Origin of the sequence: Dietzia lutea, assembly GCF_003096075.1 — a bacterium.
GTDB lineage: Bacteria > Actinomycetota > Actinomycetes > Mycobacteriales > Mycobacteriaceae > Dietzia > Dietzia lutea.
The window spans coordinates 107530-127125 of record NZ_CP015449.1; the positions used below are offsets into that span (position 1 = coordinate 107530).

A 19596-nucleotide genomic window follows, 5' to 3' on the forward strand; every position below is an offset into this window, starting at 1 on the left:
GGTTGCTGCTCATGGATTCTCCGGTCGACCGCCGCAGCTGGGTGACCGCCGCGCTCGCGGTGTTCGCGGTGGGCTGGGGCGCCAACCAGTTCGCGCCGCTGCTCAATCTCTACCGCGCGGAGCAGGGGCTCTCGCAGTCCAGCGTCACCGCGATCTTCAGCGTCTACATCGTCGGGCTGCTGCCGACTCTGCTGGTCGCCGGCCGGTGGTCCGACCGCAACGGCCGCCGCGTCCTCATGCGGCCGGTCCTCGTACTCTCCCTGCTCGCGACCGTGGCCATGCTCCTCGGCCCGCAGCATGAGCTGTGGCTGTACCTCGGCCGGTTCCTCGCCGGCCTCGCGTCGGGTGCGGCGTTCGGCGCCGGCAGCGCGTGGGTGCGCGAACTGTCCGCCGGCGCCCCGCCCGGCACCGGTGCCCGCCGCGCCGCCATCGCCCTGACCGGCGGGTTCGGGCTCAGCGGCCTCGCGGCCGGGGTGGTCGGCGAGTTCGCCCCCGCGCCGCTGCTCTCGGCGTACCTGCCGCATCTGGTCCTGGGCACGGTCGCGCTGGTCGCGGCCTGGAACGCCGCCGATCCCTACGTGCCGCGTCCCCGCGGCGGGACCGAGTCGACGCCGCTCATCCCCGCCACCGCCGTGTCGCGCAGGTTCCTGCTGGGCGTCGCGCCGTGGGCCCCGCTCGTGTTCGGCTGCGCGAGCATGTCGTTCGCGGTGCTCGCCGACCTGCTCGGGGGCGACGCCGGCGGCCGGCCCACCCTGTACGCGGGCGTCATGGTGGGCGTGACCCTCGGTTCGGGCGTGCTCATCCAGCCGGCCATCCGTCGCCTCGCCGCGAACTCCGTGCCGTCGCGTCCGCCGATCGCCGGTCTCGCGGCGGCGTGCGCGGGCATGGCGGCGGGCGCGCTGCTGGCCGCCTCCCCGGGCCTGCCCGGCCGGGCGCTGTGGCTCGTGCCCGTCGCGGTGCTGCTGGGCATCGGCTACGGCACGCTGCTCGTGGCGGGGCTGGTCGAGGTGGAGTTCCAGTCGGGTCCCCGCGACCACGCCGGGCTCGTCGCCGTGTTCTACGTCCTGGCGTATCTCGGCATGGGCACGCCGTACGTCCTCGCCGAGCTGTCCCGGTTCGGCGGGCCGGTCCCGTGGATCGCGGGGCTCGCGGTGGTGTGCGCCCTGCTCATCCCGGTCACGGCCCGCCGCCTCCGCTAGCCGCCGCCTCCGCTAGCTGCCCCCTCCTCTAGCCCGAGTTGCGCAGGGCCGTGGCCAGGCCGTTCATCGTCAGCTGGATGCCGGTGCGCACGGCCGGGTCCTCGTCGCCCGCGCGGTAGCGGCGCAGCAGTTCGACCTGCAGTACGTTGAGCGGCTCGAGGTACGGGAAGCGGTTGCGCACCGAGCGGGCGAGCGCCGGGTTGTCGTCGAGCAGCGTCTCCTGCCTGGTGATCGCCAGCAGCATCTCGCGGGTGAGCTCGAATTCGTCGGCGATCACCCCGTGGATCCGCCGACCCACCTCCGCGTCGGGCACGAGTTCGGCGTAGCGGCCGGCCAGGCCCATGTCCGCCTTGGCCATCACCTGCGCCATGTTGGACAGAGTCGAGCGCAGGAACGGCCAGTCGTCGTACAGCCGCCGTAGCGTGGCCAGTCGCTCGTCGGCCGCGTCCTCGCCGCGCTCGTGGATCCACGTCCGCAGGGCGGTGCCCACGCCGAACCACCCCGGAAGCATGACCCGCGACTGCGACCACGACAGCACCCACGGGATCGCCCGCAGGTCCTCGACCGACGACGTCTGCTTGCGTGAGGACGGTCGCGAGCCGATGTTGAGCTCGCCGATCTCGGCGACCGGCGTGGAGGTGGTGAAGTACTCGATGAACCCCGGATCCTCGTGGACGAGCGACGCGTACGCCTCCCGGCCGAGCGTCGCGAGTTCGGCCATCACGCCGTAGGCCTCCTCCGCGCGGTCGCCGAGGCCCTCGACGTCGAGCAGGGACGCCTCGAGCGTCGCCGCGACCAGCGCCTCGAGGTTGCGCCGCGCCCGCCGCGGCTCGGAGTACTTGGCGGAGATGACCTCGCCCTGCTCGGTGATCCGCAGCGCTCCCTGCACGGCGCCCGGCGGCTGGGCCAGGATCGCCTCGTAGGAGTTCCCGCCGCCGCGCCCGACCGCACCACCGCGGCCGTGGAAGTAGCGCAGGTGGACGCCGGCGCGGTCCGCGGCCTCCACGAGATCGCGTTCGGCCTGGTAGAGCGCCCAGTTCGCGGCGAGGTAGCCGCCGTCTTTGTTGGAGTCCGAGTAGCCGAGCATCACCTCGAGCACGTCCCCCTGGGCGCGGATGAGCGCGCGGAACTGCGGGATCGCCAGGGCGGCGTCGAGGATGCCCGGCCCGGCGGCGAGGTCGTCGATGGTCTCCAGCAGCGGGATGAGCCGCACGCTCGACCGAGGCTCGTCCGGGTCGCCGGAGAACAGCCCCACCTCGCGCAGCAGCACGGCCGGTTCGAGCAGGTCGGACACGGACCCGCACATCGACACGATGTAGTGCGGCACCACGTCCGCGCCCAGCAGGTCCACGGCCGCGGCGGCCGCCCGCATCACTCCGAGTTCCTTCTCGGCCAGCTCGGACAGCTCCGCGCGCGGCCCGAGCAGCGGCCGGTCGTGCGAGAGCTCCCGAAGCAGCAGCTCCACGCGCGCGTCCTCGTCGAGCGCCGCGTAGTCCTCGCTCACGCCGGCCATCGCGAACAGCTCGGTGAGCACCTCCTCGTGCGACTCGGAGTTCTGCCGCATGTCCAGGGCCTGCAGGTGGAATCCGAACGTGCGCACCGCCCACCGCAGGTCCCGCAGCCTCGGGGTACGCAGCATCTCGGCCCCACACTCCCCGAGAGTCGCGTCGATGACCTCCAGATCAGCGAGCATCTGGGCCGGGGAGGTGTAGGCCTTGTCGTCGTCGTGGTCGCGGTTGTCGCCGTGGGCGGCGCCCGGCGCCGATCCGGGTGACGACGACGAGGTGGTCTCCCGCGCGGCGAGGCGACGCCGGACCACACTCACGGCGCGGCGGAAGGGCACGTCCTTCCGGGCGGCGGCGAGCTCGCCCTCCTCCTCCCCGAGGGAGTCCGCGAGGTCACGCAGCTCGGTGGGCACGTCCACGACGCGCCGGGACAGGGACAGCTCCCGCTCGAGCATCCGCAGCTGGTGGGCGTAGTGCTGGTGCAGCAGCGCGGCGGCCTGCTCGGTGGCGAAGCGGACGACGTCGCCGGTGACATACGGGTTGCCGTCGCGGTCGCCGCCGATCCACGACCCGGGCCGCACGACGGGCCGGTCGCCGCACCCCAGGCGCTCGGCGATCTCCGCGTTGAGCGGCGGGATCACGTCCATGAGCGTGGCCTCGTGATACTGCAGGCCGCCCAGGACCTCGTCCTCGATGCGGGGGCGCTGGCTGCGGATGATCGCGGTCTGCCACAGGGTGAGTACCTGGCGGCGGATGTCGGTCTCGACCTCGGCCAGCTCGGCCTCGGTGACGCGGTCCTGTGGCCCGGTCCGCAGGGCGTCGCGGCGGCGCATGAGGTCGAGCACGCGGCGGGTGATGTCGAAGACCGACCGGCGGCGCGTCTCGGTGGGGTGCGCGGTGAGCACGGGGACCACCCGGGCGGTGGACCGGACCGTCTCGAGCTTGTCGGCGGCCGGCTCGGTCTCGGCCAGGCGTGCCCAGGTGGCCTCGAGGTCCCCGTCGGGCGGCGGCGAGCCGGCGGCCGTGTGGATCCGGCGGCGCCGCTCCTGGTGGAGGTCCTCGGCGACGTTGGCCAGCAGGGCGAACAGCGAGAACGCGCGGATGACGGGGATCACCTCGGCGGCGGGCACGTCGGTGAACAGGGCGGCGACCTCGTCGCGGTCCGCCTCCGAGCGGCGGACGGCGAACGCGGTGCGCCGTGCGGTCTCCACCAGATCGAAGATCCGCTGGCCGGCCTGCTCACGCACCGTGTCACCGAGCAGTGCCCCGAGGAACCGGACGTCATCGCGCAAGGGGCGGACGGCGTCCTCGAGTGGGTCGACGCCGTCGGGCGTGAGGTGATCGACGTCGGGCTGGTCTGCGCTCGGCTGCTCGGTCGGGCGCTGGTCGGACTGGGTGGTGTCGGCCATGTCCGCCACACTAGGCGCGGGATATGACAGGCGCGTGAAACCTGGCCCGCGCGGAAACCGGGGAGATCCCCGATGCGCTCTCGCCGCGCTTCGAGGACACTGGGGACTATGACCCAGCAGCCCGGATTCCCCCAGTACGGCGACCACCGGTACGGCCAGCCTCCCGTGGCCGGCCCCGACGACCGCACCCCCGCGGCCCTGGCCCACGCGTCGAGCCTCATCGCGATGGCGCTGTCGGCCGGCTGGCTGTCGTTCGTCGGCCCACTGGTGATGTGGCTGATCTACAAGGATCGCAGCCCGTTCGTCCGCCAGGCCGCCGCCGGATCGTTCAACTTCAACCTCGGCCTGTGGATCATGAGCATCGTGGGCTGGATCTGCATCTTCACGGTGATCGGACTCCCGCTCGGCCTCATCCTGCTGGCGGTGTCGTTCCTCGCGCAGATCATCGGCCACGTCATCGGCACCCTCCGTGCGCTCAAGGGTCGGACGATCAACTACCCGTTCCAGCTCAAGGTCTTGCGCTAGATTCCTGTCCTGCTTTCAGCGCCGCACCGGATAGCGCCGCGGGCGCCGCAGTCGGACGGTGCCGGGTCTGGCCGGTGACGATTCCGCGTGCGTTCACATCCATTTGACGCCGTCGTGTTCGTGTTCGCGGACCCGGTACTTGATCATTCTGGTGAGTAGCTGGCGCGGTGGTGGGGTGCCGTATGGCAGTGCGATGGTGCCTGTGCCGGTGCGGTACTGGGTGAGCTCGGCCTCGAAAGCAGCTCGGGTGGACGGGGTGAAGGCGACGCTGGCGTGGCCCTTGTGTCCGCTGAACATGAACAAGATGACGCCGTCGCGATGGACGCAGGCCGGGTGGCCCCACTTGATCTGCTCGACTGCATCCGGAACGACTTCGCGGCTCAAGGAGCGGAGTTCGCTGAGAAGGGCACGGCCGAGCGGTGGTGCTGCGTTGATGTACTCGTCGACGGTCGCTGGCTTCGACATCGTCTCTCGCTCGATTCTCTTAGCCCCGGGTTGCGAGGTGGGCGGTGTTGAAGAAGGTATCCGAGGCGGAAATGAGGGTGGGTTGGTCTCGGCTGATGAATTGCTCGTTGCCCGAAGCGTAGTGAAAAACAACCGACCCGCCGAGTCTCGTCAGCGTCATCTTCGCTTACGCGGATCGGCCGGAGCGGGCTGTCATGCGCACCGACCCGACCTAGTTTCGTTGGGGTACACCCGTGCGGGACGAGGGCGACCTCGCCAGCGCCCCTGTGCCACAGGGTCCAAACTGGTATTTATGGAACGTCGTCTCGTGGGGTCTAGGGTGTATTGATACAGATTCCGGGCGAAAGGGTCTTTCGATGGCTGATCGGGTCGGGACGTTGTTGAACCGCTCGGGTGACGGTGGCGAGGAGGTGTTCATCGTCAGCCGCGGGAAGGTTCGGACTCGGTTCCGTCGCCGGGACGAGTTGGACTGGAGCTTGCGGGTGGAGTCGACAGACTCGGAGAACATCGTCGAAGGAGAGCCAGGGCCGACTGCGAAGCCGACTCGCAGGTCCTCGCGTCCGCGCGGTCAGCGGGTGGCGTACGTGCGGGTCTCGGCCGCGGATCAGAACGAGGCGCGTCAGCTTGAGGCGGTGGGGGAGTGCGACCGGGTCTATATCGAAAAACAGTCGGCTCGCTCGCGTGCCGATCGTGTGAAGCTCGCTGAGTGCATCGGGTACCTGCGTGACGGTGACGAGCTGGTAGTTGCGTCGATGGACCGGCTCGCCAGATCCCTGGTCGATCTCAAGCAGATCGTTGGCGAGATCACCGCCAAGGGAGCCAGTGTGGAGTTCGTCCACGAACGGGCCACCTATGCCGCCGGCGCCCAGGATCCCCGCGCGGATCTGATGCTCTCGCTGCTCGGGGCGTTCGCAGAGTTCGAGCGGGCCATCATTCGCGAACGCCAGGCTGAGGGCATTGCCATCGCCAAGGCGAAGGGCAAGTACAAGGGACGCAAACGCGTCCTGACCGACGAGCAGGTCGACAGGGCCCGCGCCCGCATCGAAGCGGGGGAGGGGCCGTCGGCAATCGCCCGAGACCTCGGAGTGGGCCGATCGACGCTCTATCGGGCTCTCCAGAGAGCTGGCGAAGGGGCCACTCGTGTAACGCCGTAGCTAATCTGCTGGGAAGGGCGCGAAGTGTCGGAGAGCTTTACGACTCCGAAATCATGCGTACAAGCAGTTCTGCGCTCTCCGACCCCAGCGCGCCTGAGACAGCGGTGCTCAACGCATTGAGCTGAGCCCTGACCCACTCAAGGCCACGCCTTGGTCCGCGGCTCTCGATCGCCCCAATTTCCTCGAGCAGATCTTGCTTCTCGTCCGCCGGCAGGTCAGCGTCTTCAACGTGATTCCGGAACTGGCTCAGCGCCGCGAGGATGTCCTCTACCGACACCTTAGAGCCGATATGGACTGTCATCGAGTGGCCCTGTCCGCCAATCGCCTGATTCCCAATATGCTGGGTTCCATAGTTGTCAGCCGAAACGTTCATAGTCGTCATTCCTCCGGAAAGTTGAACCTGGTCGAGACTCATCTGGTTTCTGAGGAGTCGCTGGCCCGCTGCGGTCAGACGCGCTCGGATCATTGATCCACCCCAGGCTTTGTTCCCCTCGAGGTAGCCGCCTGACTCGAGTTCCTCGACTGCCAGACTGACCTCTCGCGCGGAGAGCGACCCGGTGAAGTCCGCAGCGCCCTCACTTTTCATTAGCGCTTCTGGGGATGTCTCGGGATGGGCCGCCAGCCACTCCAGGACCCGCCTTTGCGCAAGTGAAGAGCGGTAGCTCTCGCGCATCCGGTTGGCTTCTACACGGCCACGCGTAGTCTAGGGACAGGGTGGCGTGGACTAGATCGGCTAGTTGAAGCTCGCTGTAAACAGTCTCCGCGAGTGAAGGGGGAACCACTTCGTGAGGAAGCGTGCTGGCTTGCTGTCCTGGCTGGTCGATTAACCACCGGAGTACCCGCTCTGCGTTGAACGTCATTCCAGGCATCTTGCATCTCCTTCTCCGTGGGGAGTGACTGCACGGCGGCCAGGCGGGGGTCCCGGCCGTTCTGGTCACTGTGTCATCCGGGTACGACACCAAATCCCTGCTAAGTCGATCCGCACAGCAGCCTTGTGTCGAGACGACTTGGTGAGTGGCCGCCAACGCAAGTCCAGCGAGCAGGCGCGAAATGGACATGCGCGCGGGTGGTCAACTGAGGTCTCGCAAAGCTGTAGGTAGAAGAGACGGCAAGGCCGGTCGTGTTGTCCGTTTGGCGCCGACCGTGGACACGCCGACGGATGCTGCTATGTTCTCGTTCATGGGCAATTTGATTTGCGGGTTCGCTGCGGCGTACTCGCTTGCTGTTCGCGACCGCCGCGCCTGACGGCGCGCTTCGCTGAACGCTTTAGCGCGTCGTCCGTCCGAGAGACCTCATGCGTTTCGGAACGGCACCTCTGCGTACCCACTTTCTCGGTCTTGACCTGCCTGTTCTCGAGGCGCTCCCGTTCAATTCTTGGAGCGCGATCATGCCCCGTTCAACCCATGGCGGCCGACACGAACTTGGCCAGAACTTTCTCGTTCATGGCCCCACCCTCGAAAAGATTGCCGCAATCGTCGCAGCTACGCAGGGGTCGATTCTAGAAATCGGTTCCGGCAGTGGCGCACTTACTCGGCACCTGGCACGCCTTCAGAGGCCGCTTACCGCGATCGACATCGACGAGCACCGGGTCGCTAAGCTGCGCCAGCGCATGCCCGGTGTGGCGGTCAAACAGGCCGACGTCCTCGCTTACCCGCTCACCACCCCGGTAATCGTTGGAAACGTTCCGTTCCCCATCACGACGCCGATCCTGCGCCGGCTGCTCACCACCGGGACGTGGCAGCAGGCTGTGCTGCTCACCCAATGGGAAGTGGCCCGCAGACGTGCCGGCGTCGGGGGCTCCACATTGCTGACTGCTCAGACCGCACCCTGGTTCACTTTCGCCCTGCACGGACGCGTGCCATCCACGGCCTTCCATCCGAGGCCAGGCGTGGACGGCGGCATTATCCACATCATCCGCCGCCCCACTCCATTGATTCCCGTTGTGGAACGACAAGCGTACGAGCGGTTCGTGCGCGCGATATTCACCGGCCGCGGCGGAAGCCTTGAGCTCATCGTGCAGCAGGCCACACAAGCGCCGCGCAACCACATCCGAGACACGCTGAGGAAAGCAGAAATCAACTCGCGAGCCCTTCCACGTGATCTTCGCCCCGAGCAATGGGCAGCACTTTGGGGCGACCTGTACCGATGACTTCAGTCCTCTGTCGCGAATGATCCTGCTCAACGCAACTCGCTGGCGCGACATATCTACGGGACGACCGGACTGGCTCGGAGCCTTCCGATCATGCCCCTCTAGGTGCGTCGTAATGGAGGATCGTCAAATGCGACGCTAAGAGATCGATCGCCGAGCCCTGACACTTGTTCGCGAAGATGGCAGATGATTAGTGGATGGGAAAGAAGTCACGTAGGCAGTTGGGGCGGAAGCGGAACGAGCATGAGCCAGTCGTGGGCAGAGACGGCCTGACAGTCACCGTCGGAGCTACCCCTCAAGCGAAAGCCAACGGCCAGCCTTCGCTCGCCAACGAGCTAAGACTGCTGCGAAGCTCGTTGCTGTATGCAGATCACGTAAGCCTTGTGGCGCCGAGCGCGGCGTGGATGGGTGATTTCCGGCCACTGCGGGGCGTCGATGCGGACGACCCGTGGTCGACCGTCACCGCGTTACCTGCCGAAACGTTGCGACGGCTCGGCGTGGAGGACGTGACTCCCAGGGACTTCCGCAGGGCGATGCGGAAACTGGGGGCCCGGCCAGTCGATGATCCAGAACGGATGGAGAACGAGCGTCAATGGAACGACGCAATACCGGCATTGAAGAGACAGGCTGACGAGGTCTTCGACAGTGCCGAATCAGTGGAACTCGATATGGCCTTAGAAGCCGGTTCCGTCACTATGGTCAGCTACGGAACACGCTTCGAGGACCCCCTCGAGCGTCAAATTGGCTGGTTCCGCGACCGCCTCTCTGAAGCGCTGGCAGACCCCGGTTCGCACTTACTACTTGATGACGTCACCACTGAGTTCATGCGCTGTCCGCGTACAGGGTGACGTGTCGTGCGGCGTACAAGCTCACGTGTCGGTGTCCGGCTGGGGTTTATGGTGCCGGTTCTTCGGCGGTGCTGACAAGGTCTGCCCGGTCTTTGAGCCGGTAGGACGGACCGTTGATGGCGATGACCTCGCAGTGGTGCAGGAACCGGTCCAGGATGGCGGTGGCCAGGACCTCGTCTCCCAGGACAGTGCCCCATTCGGCGAAGGTTTTGTTGCTGGTGATGATCGTCGAGCCCTTCTCGTAGCGGCGTGAGACCAGCTGGAAGAACATGTTGGCCTCTGCGCGGTTGAGTGGGAGATAGCCGACTTCGTCAATGACCAGCAGTGACGGTCGGGCCAGGCTGGAGAGTTGCTTGGGCAGGGTGCCGAGGCTGTCGGCCTTGCGCAGCTTGCGGACCAGGTCGTCGAGGGTGGTGTAGTAGATCGAGTGACCGGCCCGGCATGCAGTCACTGCCAGTGCCACGGCGATGTGGGTCTTGCCCACGCCGGGCGGGCCGAGCAGAGCGATGTTGGCTTTGCGTTCGACGAACTCCATCGCCGCGAGATCCTTCAAGCGCCTGGCATCGACGCCAGGTTGGAACGCGAAGTCGAAGTCTTCCAAGGTCTTGTGGTGAGGCAGCCCGGAGAGCTTGAGCGCGTTGCGGAACCGGCCCGACTCCCGGTGGGTGACCTCCTCCTCGAGCAGCTGGTCGAGAAAGTCCAGGTAGCCCAGTTGCGACTGCTCGGCTCGGGTCGCGGCGTCAGCGGCGCTGGCGGCCATGTGCGGCAGCTTGAGCCGCTGCGCGGCGGCAGTGATCCGACTGATGACGAACTCGCTCACGACGCCTCACTCGCCATCAGCTCGTAGGACGCCAACGGCCGCCGGATATCGGGAACCGGGTCCATCGAGGCCAGATAGTGCGCCAGCACCGAGGACGATTCCTCCGGCCTGGCAGATGCCCCGGCCCGGTCGGGCTCGGTGTGACAGACGGCGCGGCCGGCCCCGTCGGGCAGGCCGTCCCAGTGGGTGGGGTCGATGATCCACTCGTGGGACCGGCCGCCACGCCGATGGACCGCCAGCTCCTGGGCGGGGTCCTCCAGGCGGCAGACTGTGATGCGGTTGGCTGTGGCGCGGACCAGGACCTTCTGCCTCGCCGTCACCTGGGAGGCAGGAACCGAGTAGTGGTCGGACTCGAACGAGATCAGACAGTCCTTGCCCACCGTGCGCACGTGCTCATCGAAGATCTCGTACTCCGTAGCCGGAAGCGGGCCCAGTGCGGCGTGATCGGTTGCGGCGGCCTCGGCGATGACTTGCCCGTGCGTGCGATGGACTTGGCCGCGGCGGATCTTCACCCACCGGGCGAACGCGGCATCGGCATCGCCGACCGAGCGGAACCGGCGACCGGCCACGACGTGGTCACGCACGATATCGACCTGCCGCTCCACCCGGCCCTTGCCGGTGGGCCGGTAGGCGGCCAACACATCGATGTCGTACCCGTAGTGGCCGGCGAACGCGGTGGCTGCGGCGGTGACCGGGACTGCCTTGCCCGGGGCCACGTGGCGGCGCACCACGGTCTTGAGGCGGTCGTAGACGATCGCTGCCGGGACTCCGCTGAAGTGGTCGAAGGCCCGCCGGTGGCAGTCGAAGAACGTCGCGGCATCCATCGAGGTCACGAAGCAGCAGAACGGATCTCGCGAGTACGACAGCGTCATGTGGAACGAGTAGACGCGCACGCCGGTGCCCAGCAGGTCCCCCTCATCGCCCCAGTCGACCTGGGCCTGAGCCCCGGGCAGGGTGGCAATGCGCCGGTGCAGACTCCCCGCTCCGGGTTCGTCGAGGCCGAGCTCGGCGCGGATCTGAGGGCGGCGGGAGCGGCAGTAGGTTTTGACCCGCTGATAGTGCACATGCACGTCGTGCTCGTCGGCGAGACGCTCGCAGATCACGGTGGCCTTGAGGTCGATGCAGGCTCGCAGCATCGCATCGATCAGCGCTGCGATTACCTCGGTGATGGCCACCTTCTGCGTGCCCTTGCGCGAGGGCGCCGACGGGGGCGCCGTCGGGGAATCCTCGGCCAGGTACTTGCGTACCGTGCGCCAGTCACAGCCGCACTCGCGACCGATCTCGGCGTACGTCATGCCGGTGGCATGCAGCTGTTTGAAACGTCGGATATTCATCCAGGACTCCTGATCCGCCGATCATGGGGGTGGGCCACCCTTCGGAAATCGTCAACTTGCCGGAAGACGACTCCAAGGGTGGCCCACCCACCTCGGCGAACAACTACGGAACACCGAACATCGACCTACATATGAACCTGTCCCCAAACCGACGTATCAAGGTGTACGCGGACATGCGCGGATCGGAGAGTTTCTCTGGGGGGTTTTCCGACACGGCCAGGGTACGTTCTCGGCGGGCCACTGTGGGGGCAGCACTCGTGGAGCGGTTGCCGACTTTTCCTGACGCTCCAATGGAACAGGTGCTCGAAGCGCGAGATGAGCTCTCCGACGGTCGCGCGCGGTACAGGACGTCGGTTAAGAGCCTTGCCGATAAGCTCCAGTCATCGGCGCTGGACGCAACGCTCCCGAGTGAGATCGACGAGCTATGGCATGACGAGGTGCGTCCAAGCCTCGAAGGCCTGCGAGAAACGGCGTCTAGGACCCGCGTCGCAGTGGAGACGAGCAAGCGCCTTCTGACGGAGGGGTACGGCCTGCCGACCCTGCTGGTGACAATCGCCAACGTCCCCGACCTGGCGGTCATGCTCCCTTCTGCGGCCGCAATAGGCGCGGCTGCTGGGAGGGTGGCCGCCGCAGGTGCTGGAGAGGCATTCAAAGCCCGCTCCGCCGTGCGGAACCATGACCTCGTGTATCTACTGGATGTCGACAAGAAGCTTGGCCGCGCGACTCGTTGAACAGACCCTATGCGGTTCTGAGAATTCGGCCGGGGTCACTGCGCCATCTTCTGCTGCCGGCGTTTCTCTCGAACAAGCACCCTCCGTCGGGAACGTTCGTGGTGCGTAGCCCCCCGCGGGCGTTGGCGAACGGAGGCGGGGGGCTGCGGAGGAGTTGAGATGCTCGGAACCTGGCGATGTCGGGTGCTGGTGGCATAGTTCCTTAGGTGAGAGTCGACATTCCTGAAGGCGCCCCCCGGCAGCGGTTCATGCGATACGTCCGTCCCCCCGGAGAGGCTCCTGGTAAGAGCGGTACGTCGCCATTTCCCCTGCGGCCAGCAACTCGCCCGTTGCGGGTTGGGCTCGATATGCGGACGTTAGCCCTACCAGTTGAAGGCGACTTACTGGATATCTTGCGGCGCGAAGATGTCGATCCGTTCTTGCTAGTTCAGCACGAGGACCCGGACCCAGACGAGTGGATGCGCGCGCTTGAGACCACCACATTTCACCGTGTTGGATACAGCTCGATCAATGAGTCGACTCGAACGTTCGACTCGGTTGACGTCAGCGTGAAAACCATCGAAAGTGGCAGCACGCGGCGAATGCGACGGGCGGGGTTCTTCGATGTCTACACGCAACTCGACGGGGTGGACGCAGGTCAGCGGACCGGCGACGATCTGGATCCGGAAGACCGCTACAGGGCAGCGGCTTTCGCCTGCTCAGCAGCGAACCTCGGTATCGATGTGATCGTAACGAACGCCCCTACTGTGGGCCGCGCAGACGTCGCCGACAATGATCTCGTTGCAAGCGTCACACCCGACGATCTATTCCCAATTTTTGGCCACTACCTACGTTGTAGCGGCAACCACAACATTAGGACCACCACAGGCGGACTAATTGGAGGTGGGACGTGGAGGAGTACGCATAGTGCCGGATCGATATCTGAGCTCTATGCTGCCGGTATCGACAGTGGAATGACTTACTTCGAGTGTCTCAATATCGCTGCATCGCTCCAGGGCGACGCGTCTTTGGTGGGCGGGCTGAACTCGATTCGAACACGACTCGCCCGAGCGGCCAGGGCACTTGATGCCTTGCTTGCTGTGCTCACTAACCCGGTGGGTGGGGGCGCGGCAGCCACGGATGTTACCGAAGCTGCTGCGGAGGCATTCGACCGTGAACTTCTGTACCTTTGCGCTGCGTTCGATGGTTACGGTCGGCTGTATTCCTTCTTGATTAATACAAGAGGCAAGCCTGCGCGACACACCCTCACCTCACGAACCTTTCTTTCGGACACCTTTCTCCCCCTTTATCCACGCGTGGATACCGCAGACGTCGAAGCCGGCCAGCAGTTTGCCCACATCTGCGCCAAGCTACGACACCAAATCCATGAGTCGGTTCTACGGGCCGGTCGCTACCTATCGCGTCCGTATGGGAGCGCGAAGACTATGGCGCTCGACCTCACAGGACTCGAGTATTTCGACCCGGACGCGACTTCGCTGACTCAGGCACAGGTCGACCGGCTCGGGGTGTGGTGGGCAGATTCAACCGACCCCTTCGGGCAGCCGGTTTATGTCGCCGATCTCGCGACCATAGCCACAACGCTGATGGTCACTGCACTCGAGTATCTCGATGCCTTCTCGCGCATAATCCTGTGCAACAAGCCGATCAATGCTCCTCATCCGCACCCGGTGCTGGGCTTTGCTCCCGATGACGGAACCCCACTACCCGAACCTAGCGAAACAGAGCTATACCATAGGAAATTGTTCGGTTGGCACGGCGGTGTCAGCGCTGCGAGATGATATCCATTCCGCGCGTCTGAATGTCAAGTTCCGGCTAGGTCGGAGAAGCGGGCCGAGGGTTGCCGCGAAATCCGAGAGCGGTCGAGTTGACGTCATTGGATTCTAGACAACGTTAGCTTTACATAAGGCCTGGTTAGCGGCGTGGATCCACGGTCTTCGGAACGTGTACTGATCCGGTTGGCGGGGATGGCGTAGCCACTCTGATGCCGCTGGGGTTACGCGTGAAGGGGTTCCGATGGTGGCGTCTCGGCGTCGGTGGATTCGCGCATACCGTTCTGAGGGCTCTCCAGGGACGACCACTGTCGGGTGGCGGAAGGATGCCGCACAAATCGAGCAAGTTTCCGAGGACAACAGACCGGCAGCGATTAGCGTGGTTGGCGCCGTGGTCTCTCATTAGTGGACTCGATGGTGAGCCAGCGTCTGAGGCGCGACGGCGAGATTCCGCAGTTCTTCGCGACCTGGGCCGCGGATGCGTAATAGTCGCGGAAGGCCCAGCTCACCTTTGCGGAATCTGCTTGGGAAACGTCTCCGGCACGGTGCACATCCTTCCAGCGGAGACATATCGTCGACGCAGATCGATTGTCACTTGTTGGTGCAGCAGTCCCCTGTGTGGCGCTGTGGTGAGCGCCCTGTTGTCGAGGTCAAAACGCTGAGGAGCCGGCGTCGACCGCAAGTGTGGTGCCGGTAACGAAGGATGCTCGGGAAGAAGCAAGCCACACGGCCGCCTCCGCGGCCTCTGCGGGGTCGCCCAGTCGTTTGATGGCCTGCCGTGCCACGAGCTCGTCACGGGACTCGGCTGAGAGCTCCGCCAGCAGGGGCGAGTCGATCGCCGCGGGCGCCACGGCGTTGATCCGGACGCCGCTGTCTCCGTACTCCACGGCGGCCGAGCGGGTAAGACCCACAACAGCGTGCTTCGAGGCCGCGTATCCCGCGTATCCGGGTAAACCCCGGATCCCCGCTGCGCTCGCCATATTGACGATCGCTCCCGATCCCTGCGCGATCATGACCTCGAGCTGAGCTTTCATGCCAAGGAACACGCCCTTGGTGTTGATTCCCATGACCCAGTCGAATGCTTCCTCAGTGATGTCCAGGAAAGGAGTCTGCTGTTCAACACCGGCATTGTTGAACGCGAAGTCCAATCGCCCGAACTCCTCGACCACTGCTGCAACTGTGCGGCGCTGGTCATCCAGTGAAGTCACGTCGATGTACTCGATGCGCACCTTTCCACCGGTGTCCGTAATAATTTCAGCCGTTCCCTCCAAGCGCTCCCTCTGGGCAGGCAGGTCAGCGATGACCACGTTGCCACCTTCGCGAGCGAAGGCAACCGCCGCTGCGCGGCCGATGCCCCCCGCGGCTCCGGTAACAAGTCCATTGAGTCCCTCGATAAGCATGATTGCCCCTTTCCTCTTACGATTATCGCTGAATGCTAGGCAACGCCAGTGACTGGGCTGCGACTGCAGTTCCTGATCCGATCTAGTCAAACGTGGTCTATTGAGTGTGTTAGCGAGCCACTGAAGCAGAGCGTCAAGGAAACAGCCCTACAATGGCAGCCAGGGAAAGCGTGGACGACAAACGTGCAGACGTGGACATGGGGGCCTTTCGTGACAGTTGCGTCCCACATCGCGGGAGAGCGAGCACACAGGTCACCCGGTGACGGTGCCCGAGATGAACCATACGCCCGAAGTAGTACACCTGTGCACCTTTTGAGGATGAAATCACATATGCACGACGCTGCAAGCGGCCAGAAGCGCGCGACCGAACGCCGCGACGCGATCCTCCGGGCTGCCCTGGAGCTTCTAATGCATGACGGTATGTCTACCGTCACCCACCGTCTGGTCGCGCGGGCCGCCGAAGTCCCTTTAAGTTCCATCCGTTACTACTTCAAGACCCGCGAGCATCTTCTTCAAGCGTGTGTGCAGCAAGTCCTGACTGAACGCGCAACAGAAGCCGAACACGTGCTCGAGCAAGCACGTCCCGAGACGACGGCCGACGAGGCGGCGCGGTTGTTCCTGCGGGCGTTCTACGGGCCGGACCTCAGTGACACGATGCTCCTGGGCATCGTGGGCATGGCCCTTGACTGTGCCCGCGGGACACACGAGCTGTCACACCTTCTCCGAGAACAGCGCGTGATCATGGATCGTGATCTCTCCGAACTCCTGCGGAGATGCGGACGGCCTCACCTTCGAGTGTCATTGGCCGCCGCGGTCGTCGACGGAAGCCTGCTCAACGCCAGTGCACTGCGTCACAATAATCTCGCCGACATTGCGATAAACGAATTATCGGCACTCCTCGAGTGACCTCTCCTCGGGTCGGCTCTGTACGAGATCCGGGCTAGCATGGAGTCATGATTTTCATCGTCGCAAAACACCAGATCAAGCCCGAGTACGTCGACCGTTTCCCTGAAATGGTCCGTGCCTTCACCGAAGCCTCCCGCGCCGAGGAGGGGAATCTGTTCTTCCAGTGGTCTCGCAGCCTGGACGATCCCAACGAGTTCGTGCTCATGGAGGCTTTCCGGGACGGCGCGGCCGAGGCTCACGTCACGAGCGCGCACTTCGCCGCTGGGTTGGAGGCAATGCGCCCGGCACTGGCCGCTACCCCGAAGATCATCAGCCGCCAGGTCGAGGGTGAGGGCTGGGACGAGATGGGCGAACTGCAGGTCGATTAATCTGCCTCTGGTCACACGCGAGCCGTGGTAGGTCGGTCAGATGTGGCCACGTAAGACTGGCCCCCTTGTGTGGCCGCTTGAAGCGGCCACACAAGGACATTCGGCCTAGCTCTGACAAGTAGTGAGAAACCCCCGGCATCACCGTCTCCATCAGCACGATTCAATTCCGCCAGCTGGGTGTATGTGGCAGCTGGGGTGAGACAGAATCGTCTACCAGCCCCGAGCCTTCCACTGGGCTAAGTGGGGCCGTTCAGCACCGAGCGTGGTGCCATTGCCGTGGCCTGGATGGACAACGGTCGAGTCTGGCAGTTGGTCGAAGATCCTTTCGGTGACATCGGTGATAAGGGACAGGAACCGATCCGGATCATCTTCGGTGTTACCGACGCCGCCCGGGAAGAGCGAGTCGCCCGAGAATAGATGCGCAGGGCCCCGGGGATCACGGTAAAGCAACGCTATGGACCCCAGCGTATGTCCGCGGAGCTGAATCACTTCAAGCTCAATGTCTTCGAACGATCGCACTTCTCCGTGACCCAACGCTATGTCTGTCGGCACAGTAATGGCTTCGATCTCGTCCTCGCCAGCTGCGGTCGGGGCCTTGGTTACCTCTTTCACTTCCCCCAACGCGCGCACATGGTCCCAATGTGAATGCGTGGTGATGATGGCGGAGACGTGAGTCGTAGCGTCCGTGTCTTCCTGCGCATCAGCGAGGAGGGAAAGAATGGCCGGGGCGTCGTCGGCGGCATCGATGAGCACTTGCGCGCCGCTGGTCTTGGAGGTGAGGATGTACACATTGTTGTTCGTCTCTGATACCGAAATTGTGCGGATAGTGAGTCCGGGCAGGTTGTACATCGCGGTCACTCCTCGTGGTTAGTGGTGATAGATGGTGAACTGATCATGCCGGGGTTCTCGGGGTCGATGGGAACAGCGCTCTCTTCGTGCGAGCTTCTCAGTGGCCAGTTGGCGCCGCTGTGAGGCCGGCGCCGATCGCGGTCAGAGCGCCGACGATGCCGAGAAGGATAACGATCAGCCGACCGATTCGGGCCGGCACTACGCGGTGCAGCAGGTTTCCAGCAATGAGGCCGGCCGGCAGACCGACGGCCGTGAACACCCACATCATCGGCTCTAGAACGGGTGCTGAATTGGGGGTAGAGATCGTAACTGCGCCTGCGCCGATGAGAGAAGTCAGGACCACGAAAGGCTGCATTGTTGCTGCGAACGCCTGGTGGTCCCAACGCGTGGCAATCGCGTAAATGGACATCGGTGGTCCGCCGATGCCTGACATCGTCACCAACATCCCGGTAGCTGTACCCGCAGCAAGCGAAGCAGGAACCGGTGGCGCCTCATACGTTGTTTTGCTTGCTACCAGGGAGAGTCCGATTCCGAGCAACAGCACAATGCCGACTACCACCCTGAACGTTGCGACATCGAGTGAGCGCACGACAAGTGCCCCGAGCACTGCTCCGGCGACACTTGTGACCGAAAGAAGGGCGAGCCGTCTCCAGTCGACATCCCGACGCACCGTTCCGAGAAGAAGGAAGGCAGCAGTGGCACCACAGAGGTTGGCGAAGACCACGCCTTGCTGTCCGGGTAGGAGCAGGATCGCAAGGGGTGCGACAACCATCGCGAAACCCATCCCCGCGATTCGCTGTAAAGCAGCGCCCGCTACAACGGACACCGCGAGGGCTAGTTCGGCCGCGGGGAATAGCAAAGCAGACCCCTCAACCGTCGGCTGGCATACGTCGAGAGACGGAGACGACCTGGTGGCCTCGTGCGGTGGTCTCATTCACGATCGCGGAATCTGCGTAGAGGTTGCCGCTGGGCCTGGGAATGTCTGAGCCAGCACTGACTCCGAGCGCCAGGAGTCCGGCGCGCAGCGTGAGGTCGATCACCACGCTGCGCTTTACTGAACCCGCGCTGACGGGTGCCATAGTGGTGGTCATGAAGAACTCCGGAGAACAGGCAGAATTGGCCGTCTGGGGCGGGGCGTGTCACGCGGTTCCTGCGGGCGCCGGAATGGACTGTAACCAGTAGTTGGTACGGTCGTACTATCCTGGGGGTATACAGGGGGTACACACGCTGGGGTCAGGCGTGAAAGGCTCCAATAGCGGCATCTCGGCGTCAGGAGGTCCGCGCACAGTGCACTGACGCGGCTGACTGGCTTAACCCGCTGGCTGTCGAGATCCGCTCCCTGGGAGGGCGGGGGAGCGGGCCTTGCCGCGTGTGGCGCCGCCACCGACCACGAACCACCGCCGCTGATGGGGCGGATTGCGAGGCCCGGGCGCCGGCAGAGCAAGGGGCCTGCTTGTGGGGGCCGGTGCGCAAGGCGGGATGGGGTGGTGTTGATGGGCGAGGCCAGCGATCAGTGGCCGGCGTGGGGGTCCGTAGCTGCTGAAGCTGCCGCAATTGCCGTGGTCGGTGCGGCTTTGTCGTGGCGTTGGCAGTTGGCGAAGTGGTCGCCGTCCGCGAGCTGGTGGGAGAAAGTGGCCTCAGGTCGATACTGGGGAGAGCGGGATTCGGCGTCGGCCCACAACCGGGTCACCATGCTGGTCCGGTGATGTGATCGGACCAGTGGCCAGCCAAGGCGGCCGGACTGATTCCCAGAGAAGCCGATGTGATCAAGCTGATCGTGCAGGGGCTGTCCAGCCAGGACATCGCCGAACGCTGCTACCTATCGGCCAATTCGGTGAAGTCCTTCATCCGCTCGGTGCACCGAGAATACGAGTGGCCACTCGCGCCCAAGCGGCATGGGGAACCGTGCCGTTATCTTACCGTAACGCTTCACGCAGCAGTTTCGGGGGGTTGTGACGACTTTGTTGCAACCAGCGTACCGGCTACGCTCCATTTTGGTCGGTAGATGACAAGTATGGAACAGCGCTGTTTCATCGCGTTTTTCGTCGCTAACGGGTTGGCGCGCCCTCCGCGAGCAGCCCTCTCGGTACCTGGTTGTTCACCTGAAGGTCCTCATGACTTCTGTGTGGACTTTGCCGTGCGCCGTGGCTTGGTTTCGTCTAGTA

General features: G+C 64.8%; 18 protein-coding genes. 10 read left to right on the forward strand and 8 right to left on the reverse strand.

What is annotated here, in order from left to right; genetic code table 11:
• Nucleotides 1-11: 11 nt before the first annotated feature.
• The gene (locus A6035_RS00495; RefSeq protein ID WP_108846172.1) at nt 12-1199 is read left to right on the forward strand and encodes an MFS transporter; all 1188 of its coding nucleotides are present in this window, start codon (nt 12-14) and stop codon (nt 1197-1199) included.
• A gap of 28 nt (nt 1200-1227) precedes the next feature.
• Here A6035_RS00495 and ppc read toward each other — a convergent pair whose 3' ends face one another.
• Entirely contained in the window at nt 1228-4113 is a 2886-nt protein-coding gene (gene ppc, locus A6035_RS00500; RefSeq protein WP_235026783.1) for a phosphoenolpyruvate carboxylase, read from the reverse strand.
• A 108-nt stretch (nt 4114-4221) separates the two neighbouring features.
• Between ppc and A6035_RS00505 the strand changes: the two genes are divergently transcribed.
• Nucleotides 4222-4638: a DUF4870 domain-containing protein gene (locus A6035_RS00505; RefSeq protein WP_108846173.1), complete on the forward strand. Its 417-nt coding sequence runs from the start codon at nt 4222-4224 to the stop codon at nt 4636-4638.
• Between the two features lie 93 nt (nt 4639-4731).
• Here the strand turns inward: A6035_RS00505 and A6035_RS00510 are convergent, their stop codons facing one another.
• Nucleotides 4732-5103, reverse strand: coding sequence for an iron chaperone (locus A6035_RS00510; protein ID WP_108846174.1), 372 nt, complete (start codon nt 5101-5103; stop codon nt 4732-4734).
• A 356-nt stretch (nt 5104-5459) separates the two neighbouring features.
• Between A6035_RS00510 and A6035_RS00515 the strand changes: the two genes are divergently transcribed.
• Complete coding sequence (locus tag A6035_RS00515; RefSeq protein ID WP_108846175.1) at nt 5460-6257, forward strand: recombinase family protein; 798 nt, start codon at nt 5460-5462, stop codon at nt 6255-6257.
• Nucleotides 6258-6294: 37 nt separating this feature from the next.
• Here the strand turns inward: A6035_RS00515 and A6035_RS18135 are convergent, their stop codons facing one another.
• Entirely contained in the window at nt 6295-6930 is a 636-nt protein-coding gene (locus A6035_RS18135) for a hypothetical protein (protein ID WP_159149654.1), read from the reverse strand.
• A 714-nt stretch (nt 6931-7644) separates the two neighbouring features.
• Here A6035_RS18135 and erm point away from each other — a divergent pair.
• The gene (gene erm / locus A6035_RS00525; RefSeq protein ID WP_108846177.1) at nt 7645-8406 is read left to right on the forward strand and encodes a 23S ribosomal RNA methyltransferase Erm; all 762 of its coding nucleotides are present in this window, start codon (nt 7645-7647) and stop codon (nt 8404-8406) included.
• Nucleotides 8407-8660: 254 nt separating this feature from the next.
• The gene (locus A6035_RS18140; protein WP_159149655.1) at nt 8661-9254 is read left to right on the forward strand and encodes a hypothetical protein; all 594 of its coding nucleotides are present in this window, start codon (nt 8661-8663) and stop codon (nt 9252-9254) included.
• A gap of 46 nt (nt 9255-9300) precedes the next feature.
• Here the strand turns inward: A6035_RS18140 and istB are convergent, their stop codons facing one another.
• Complete coding sequence (istB, locus tag A6035_RS00530; protein WP_162533965.1) at nt 9301-10074, reverse strand: IS21-like element helper ATPase IstB; 774 nt, start codon at nt 10072-10074, stop codon at nt 9301-9303.
• On the reverse strand, nt 10071-11408 hold the full coding sequence (istA, locus tag A6035_RS00535; protein WP_108846178.1) for an IS21 family transposase: 1338 nt from the start codon (nt 11406-11408) through the stop codon (nt 10071-10073). Before istA ends, istB begins: the two co-directional genes overlap by 4 nt.
• A gap of 290 nt (nt 11409-11698) precedes the next feature.
• Here istA and A6035_RS00540 point away from each other — a divergent pair, with 290 nt between their 5' ends.
• The gene (locus A6035_RS00540; RefSeq protein ID WP_200836340.1) at nt 11699-12139 is read left to right on the forward strand and encodes a hypothetical protein; all 441 of its coding nucleotides are present in this window, start codon (nt 11699-11701) and stop codon (nt 12137-12139) included.
• Nucleotides 12140-12486: 347 nt separating this feature from the next.
• A complete protein-coding gene (locus A6035_RS18145; protein WP_159149404.1) occupies nt 12487-13917 on the forward strand; it encodes a hypothetical protein in 1431 nt (476 codons plus the stop codon).
• Nucleotides 13918-14558: 641 nt separating this feature from the next.
• Here the strand turns inward: A6035_RS18145 and A6035_RS00545 are convergent.
• Nucleotides 14559-15308, reverse strand: coding sequence for an SDR family NAD(P)-dependent oxidoreductase (locus A6035_RS00545; protein WP_108846179.1), 750 nt, complete (start codon nt 15306-15308; stop codon nt 14559-14561).
• A gap of 330 nt (nt 15309-15638) precedes the next feature.
• Here A6035_RS00545 and A6035_RS00550 point away from each other — a divergent pair, with 330 nt between their 5' ends.
• On the forward strand, nt 15639-16214 hold the full coding sequence (locus A6035_RS00550; RefSeq protein WP_159149402.1) for a TetR/AcrR family transcriptional regulator: 576 nt from the start codon (nt 15639-15641) through the stop codon (nt 16212-16214).
• Nucleotides 16215-16261: 47 nt separating this feature from the next.
• Nucleotides 16262-16582, forward strand: coding sequence for a putative quinol monooxygenase (locus A6035_RS00555; protein ID WP_108846181.1), 321 nt, complete (start codon nt 16262-16264; stop codon nt 16580-16582).
• A gap of 210 nt (nt 16583-16792) precedes the next feature.
• Here A6035_RS00555 and A6035_RS00560 read toward each other — a convergent pair whose 3' ends face one another.
• Together A6035_RS00560 and A6035_RS00565 are read right to left on the reverse strand one after the other, a co-directional pair.
• Nucleotides 16793-17431 (reverse strand): MBL fold metallo-hydrolase, encoded by a 639-nt coding sequence (locus tag A6035_RS00560; protein ID WP_108846182.1) that lies wholly within the window; start codon nt 17429-17431, stop codon nt 16793-16795.
• Between the two features lie 97 nt (nt 17432-17528).
• Nucleotides 17529-18365: a sulfite exporter TauE/SafE family protein gene (locus tag A6035_RS00565; RefSeq protein WP_108846183.1), complete on the reverse strand. Its 837-nt coding sequence runs from the start codon at nt 18363-18365 to the stop codon at nt 17529-17531.
• Between the two features lie 843 nt (nt 18366-19208).
• On the opposite strand from A6035_RS00565, the gene A6035_RS00570 reads away from it, so the two are divergent.
• The gene (locus A6035_RS00570; RefSeq protein WP_244192609.1) at nt 19209-19436 is read left to right on the forward strand and encodes a helix-turn-helix domain-containing protein; all 228 of its coding nucleotides are present in this window, start codon (nt 19209-19211) and stop codon (nt 19434-19436) included.
• Nucleotides 19437-19596 lie beyond the last annotated feature (160 nt).

What these genes read in the sequence shown, in the direction of transcription:
- A6035_RS18135 (WP_159149654.1), bottom strand. Translation starts at nt 6,930, where the DNA reads ATGCGCGAGAGCTACCGCTCTTCACTTGCGCAAAGGCGGGTCCTGGAG.
- A6035_RS00560 (WP_108846182.1), bottom strand. Translation starts at nt 17,431, where the DNA reads ATGTACAACCTGCCCGGACTCACTATCCGCACAATTTCGGTATCAGAG.
- A6035_RS00510 (WP_108846174.1), bottom strand. Translation starts at nt 5,103, where the DNA reads ATGTCGAAGCCAGCGACCGTCGACGAGTACATCAACGCAGCACCACCG.
- A6035_RS00555 (WP_108846181.1), top strand. Translation starts at nt 16,262, where the DNA reads ATGATTTTCATCGTCGCAAAACACCAGATCAAGCCCGAGTACGTCGAC.
- A6035_RS00545 (WP_108846179.1), bottom strand. Translation starts at nt 15,308, where the DNA reads ATGCTTATCGAGGGACTCAATGGACTTGTTACCGGAGCCGCGGGGGGC.
- A6035_RS00495 (WP_108846172.1), top strand. Translation starts at nt 12, where the DNA reads ATGGATTCTCCGGTCGACCGCCGCAGCTGGGTGACCGCCGCGCTCGCG.
- A6035_RS18145 (WP_159149404.1), top strand. Translation starts at nt 12,487, where the DNA reads ATGCGGACGTTAGCCCTACCAGTTGAAGGCGACTTACTGGATATCTTG.
- ppc (WP_235026783.1), bottom strand. Translation starts at nt 4,113, where the DNA reads ATGGCCGACACCACCCAGTCCGACCAGCGCCCGACCGAGCAGCCGAGC.
- erm (WP_108846177.1), top strand. Translation starts at nt 7,645, where the DNA reads ATGCCCCGTTCAACCCATGGCGGCCGACACGAACTTGGCCAGAACTTT.
- A6035_RS00505 (WP_108846173.1), top strand. Translation starts at nt 4,222, where the DNA reads ATGACCCAGCAGCCCGGATTCCCCCAGTACGGCGACCACCGGTACGGC.
- A6035_RS00540 (WP_200836340.1), top strand. Translation starts at nt 11,699, where the DNA reads ATGGAACAGGTGCTCGAAGCGCGAGATGAGCTCTCCGACGGTCGCGCG.
- A6035_RS00565 (WP_108846183.1), bottom strand. Translation starts at nt 18,365, where the DNA reads ATGAGACCACCGCACGAGGCCACCAGGTCGTCTCCGTCTCTCGACGTA.
- A6035_RS00550 (WP_159149402.1), top strand. Translation starts at nt 15,639, where the DNA reads ATGCACGACGCTGCAAGCGGCCAGAAGCGCGCGACCGAACGCCGCGAC.
- A6035_RS00515 (WP_108846175.1), top strand. Translation starts at nt 5,460, where the DNA reads ATGGCTGATCGGGTCGGGACGTTGTTGAACCGCTCGGGTGACGGTGGC.
- istA (WP_108846178.1), bottom strand. Translation starts at nt 11,408, where the DNA reads ATGAATATCCGACGTTTCAAACAGCTGCATGCCACCGGCATGACGTAC.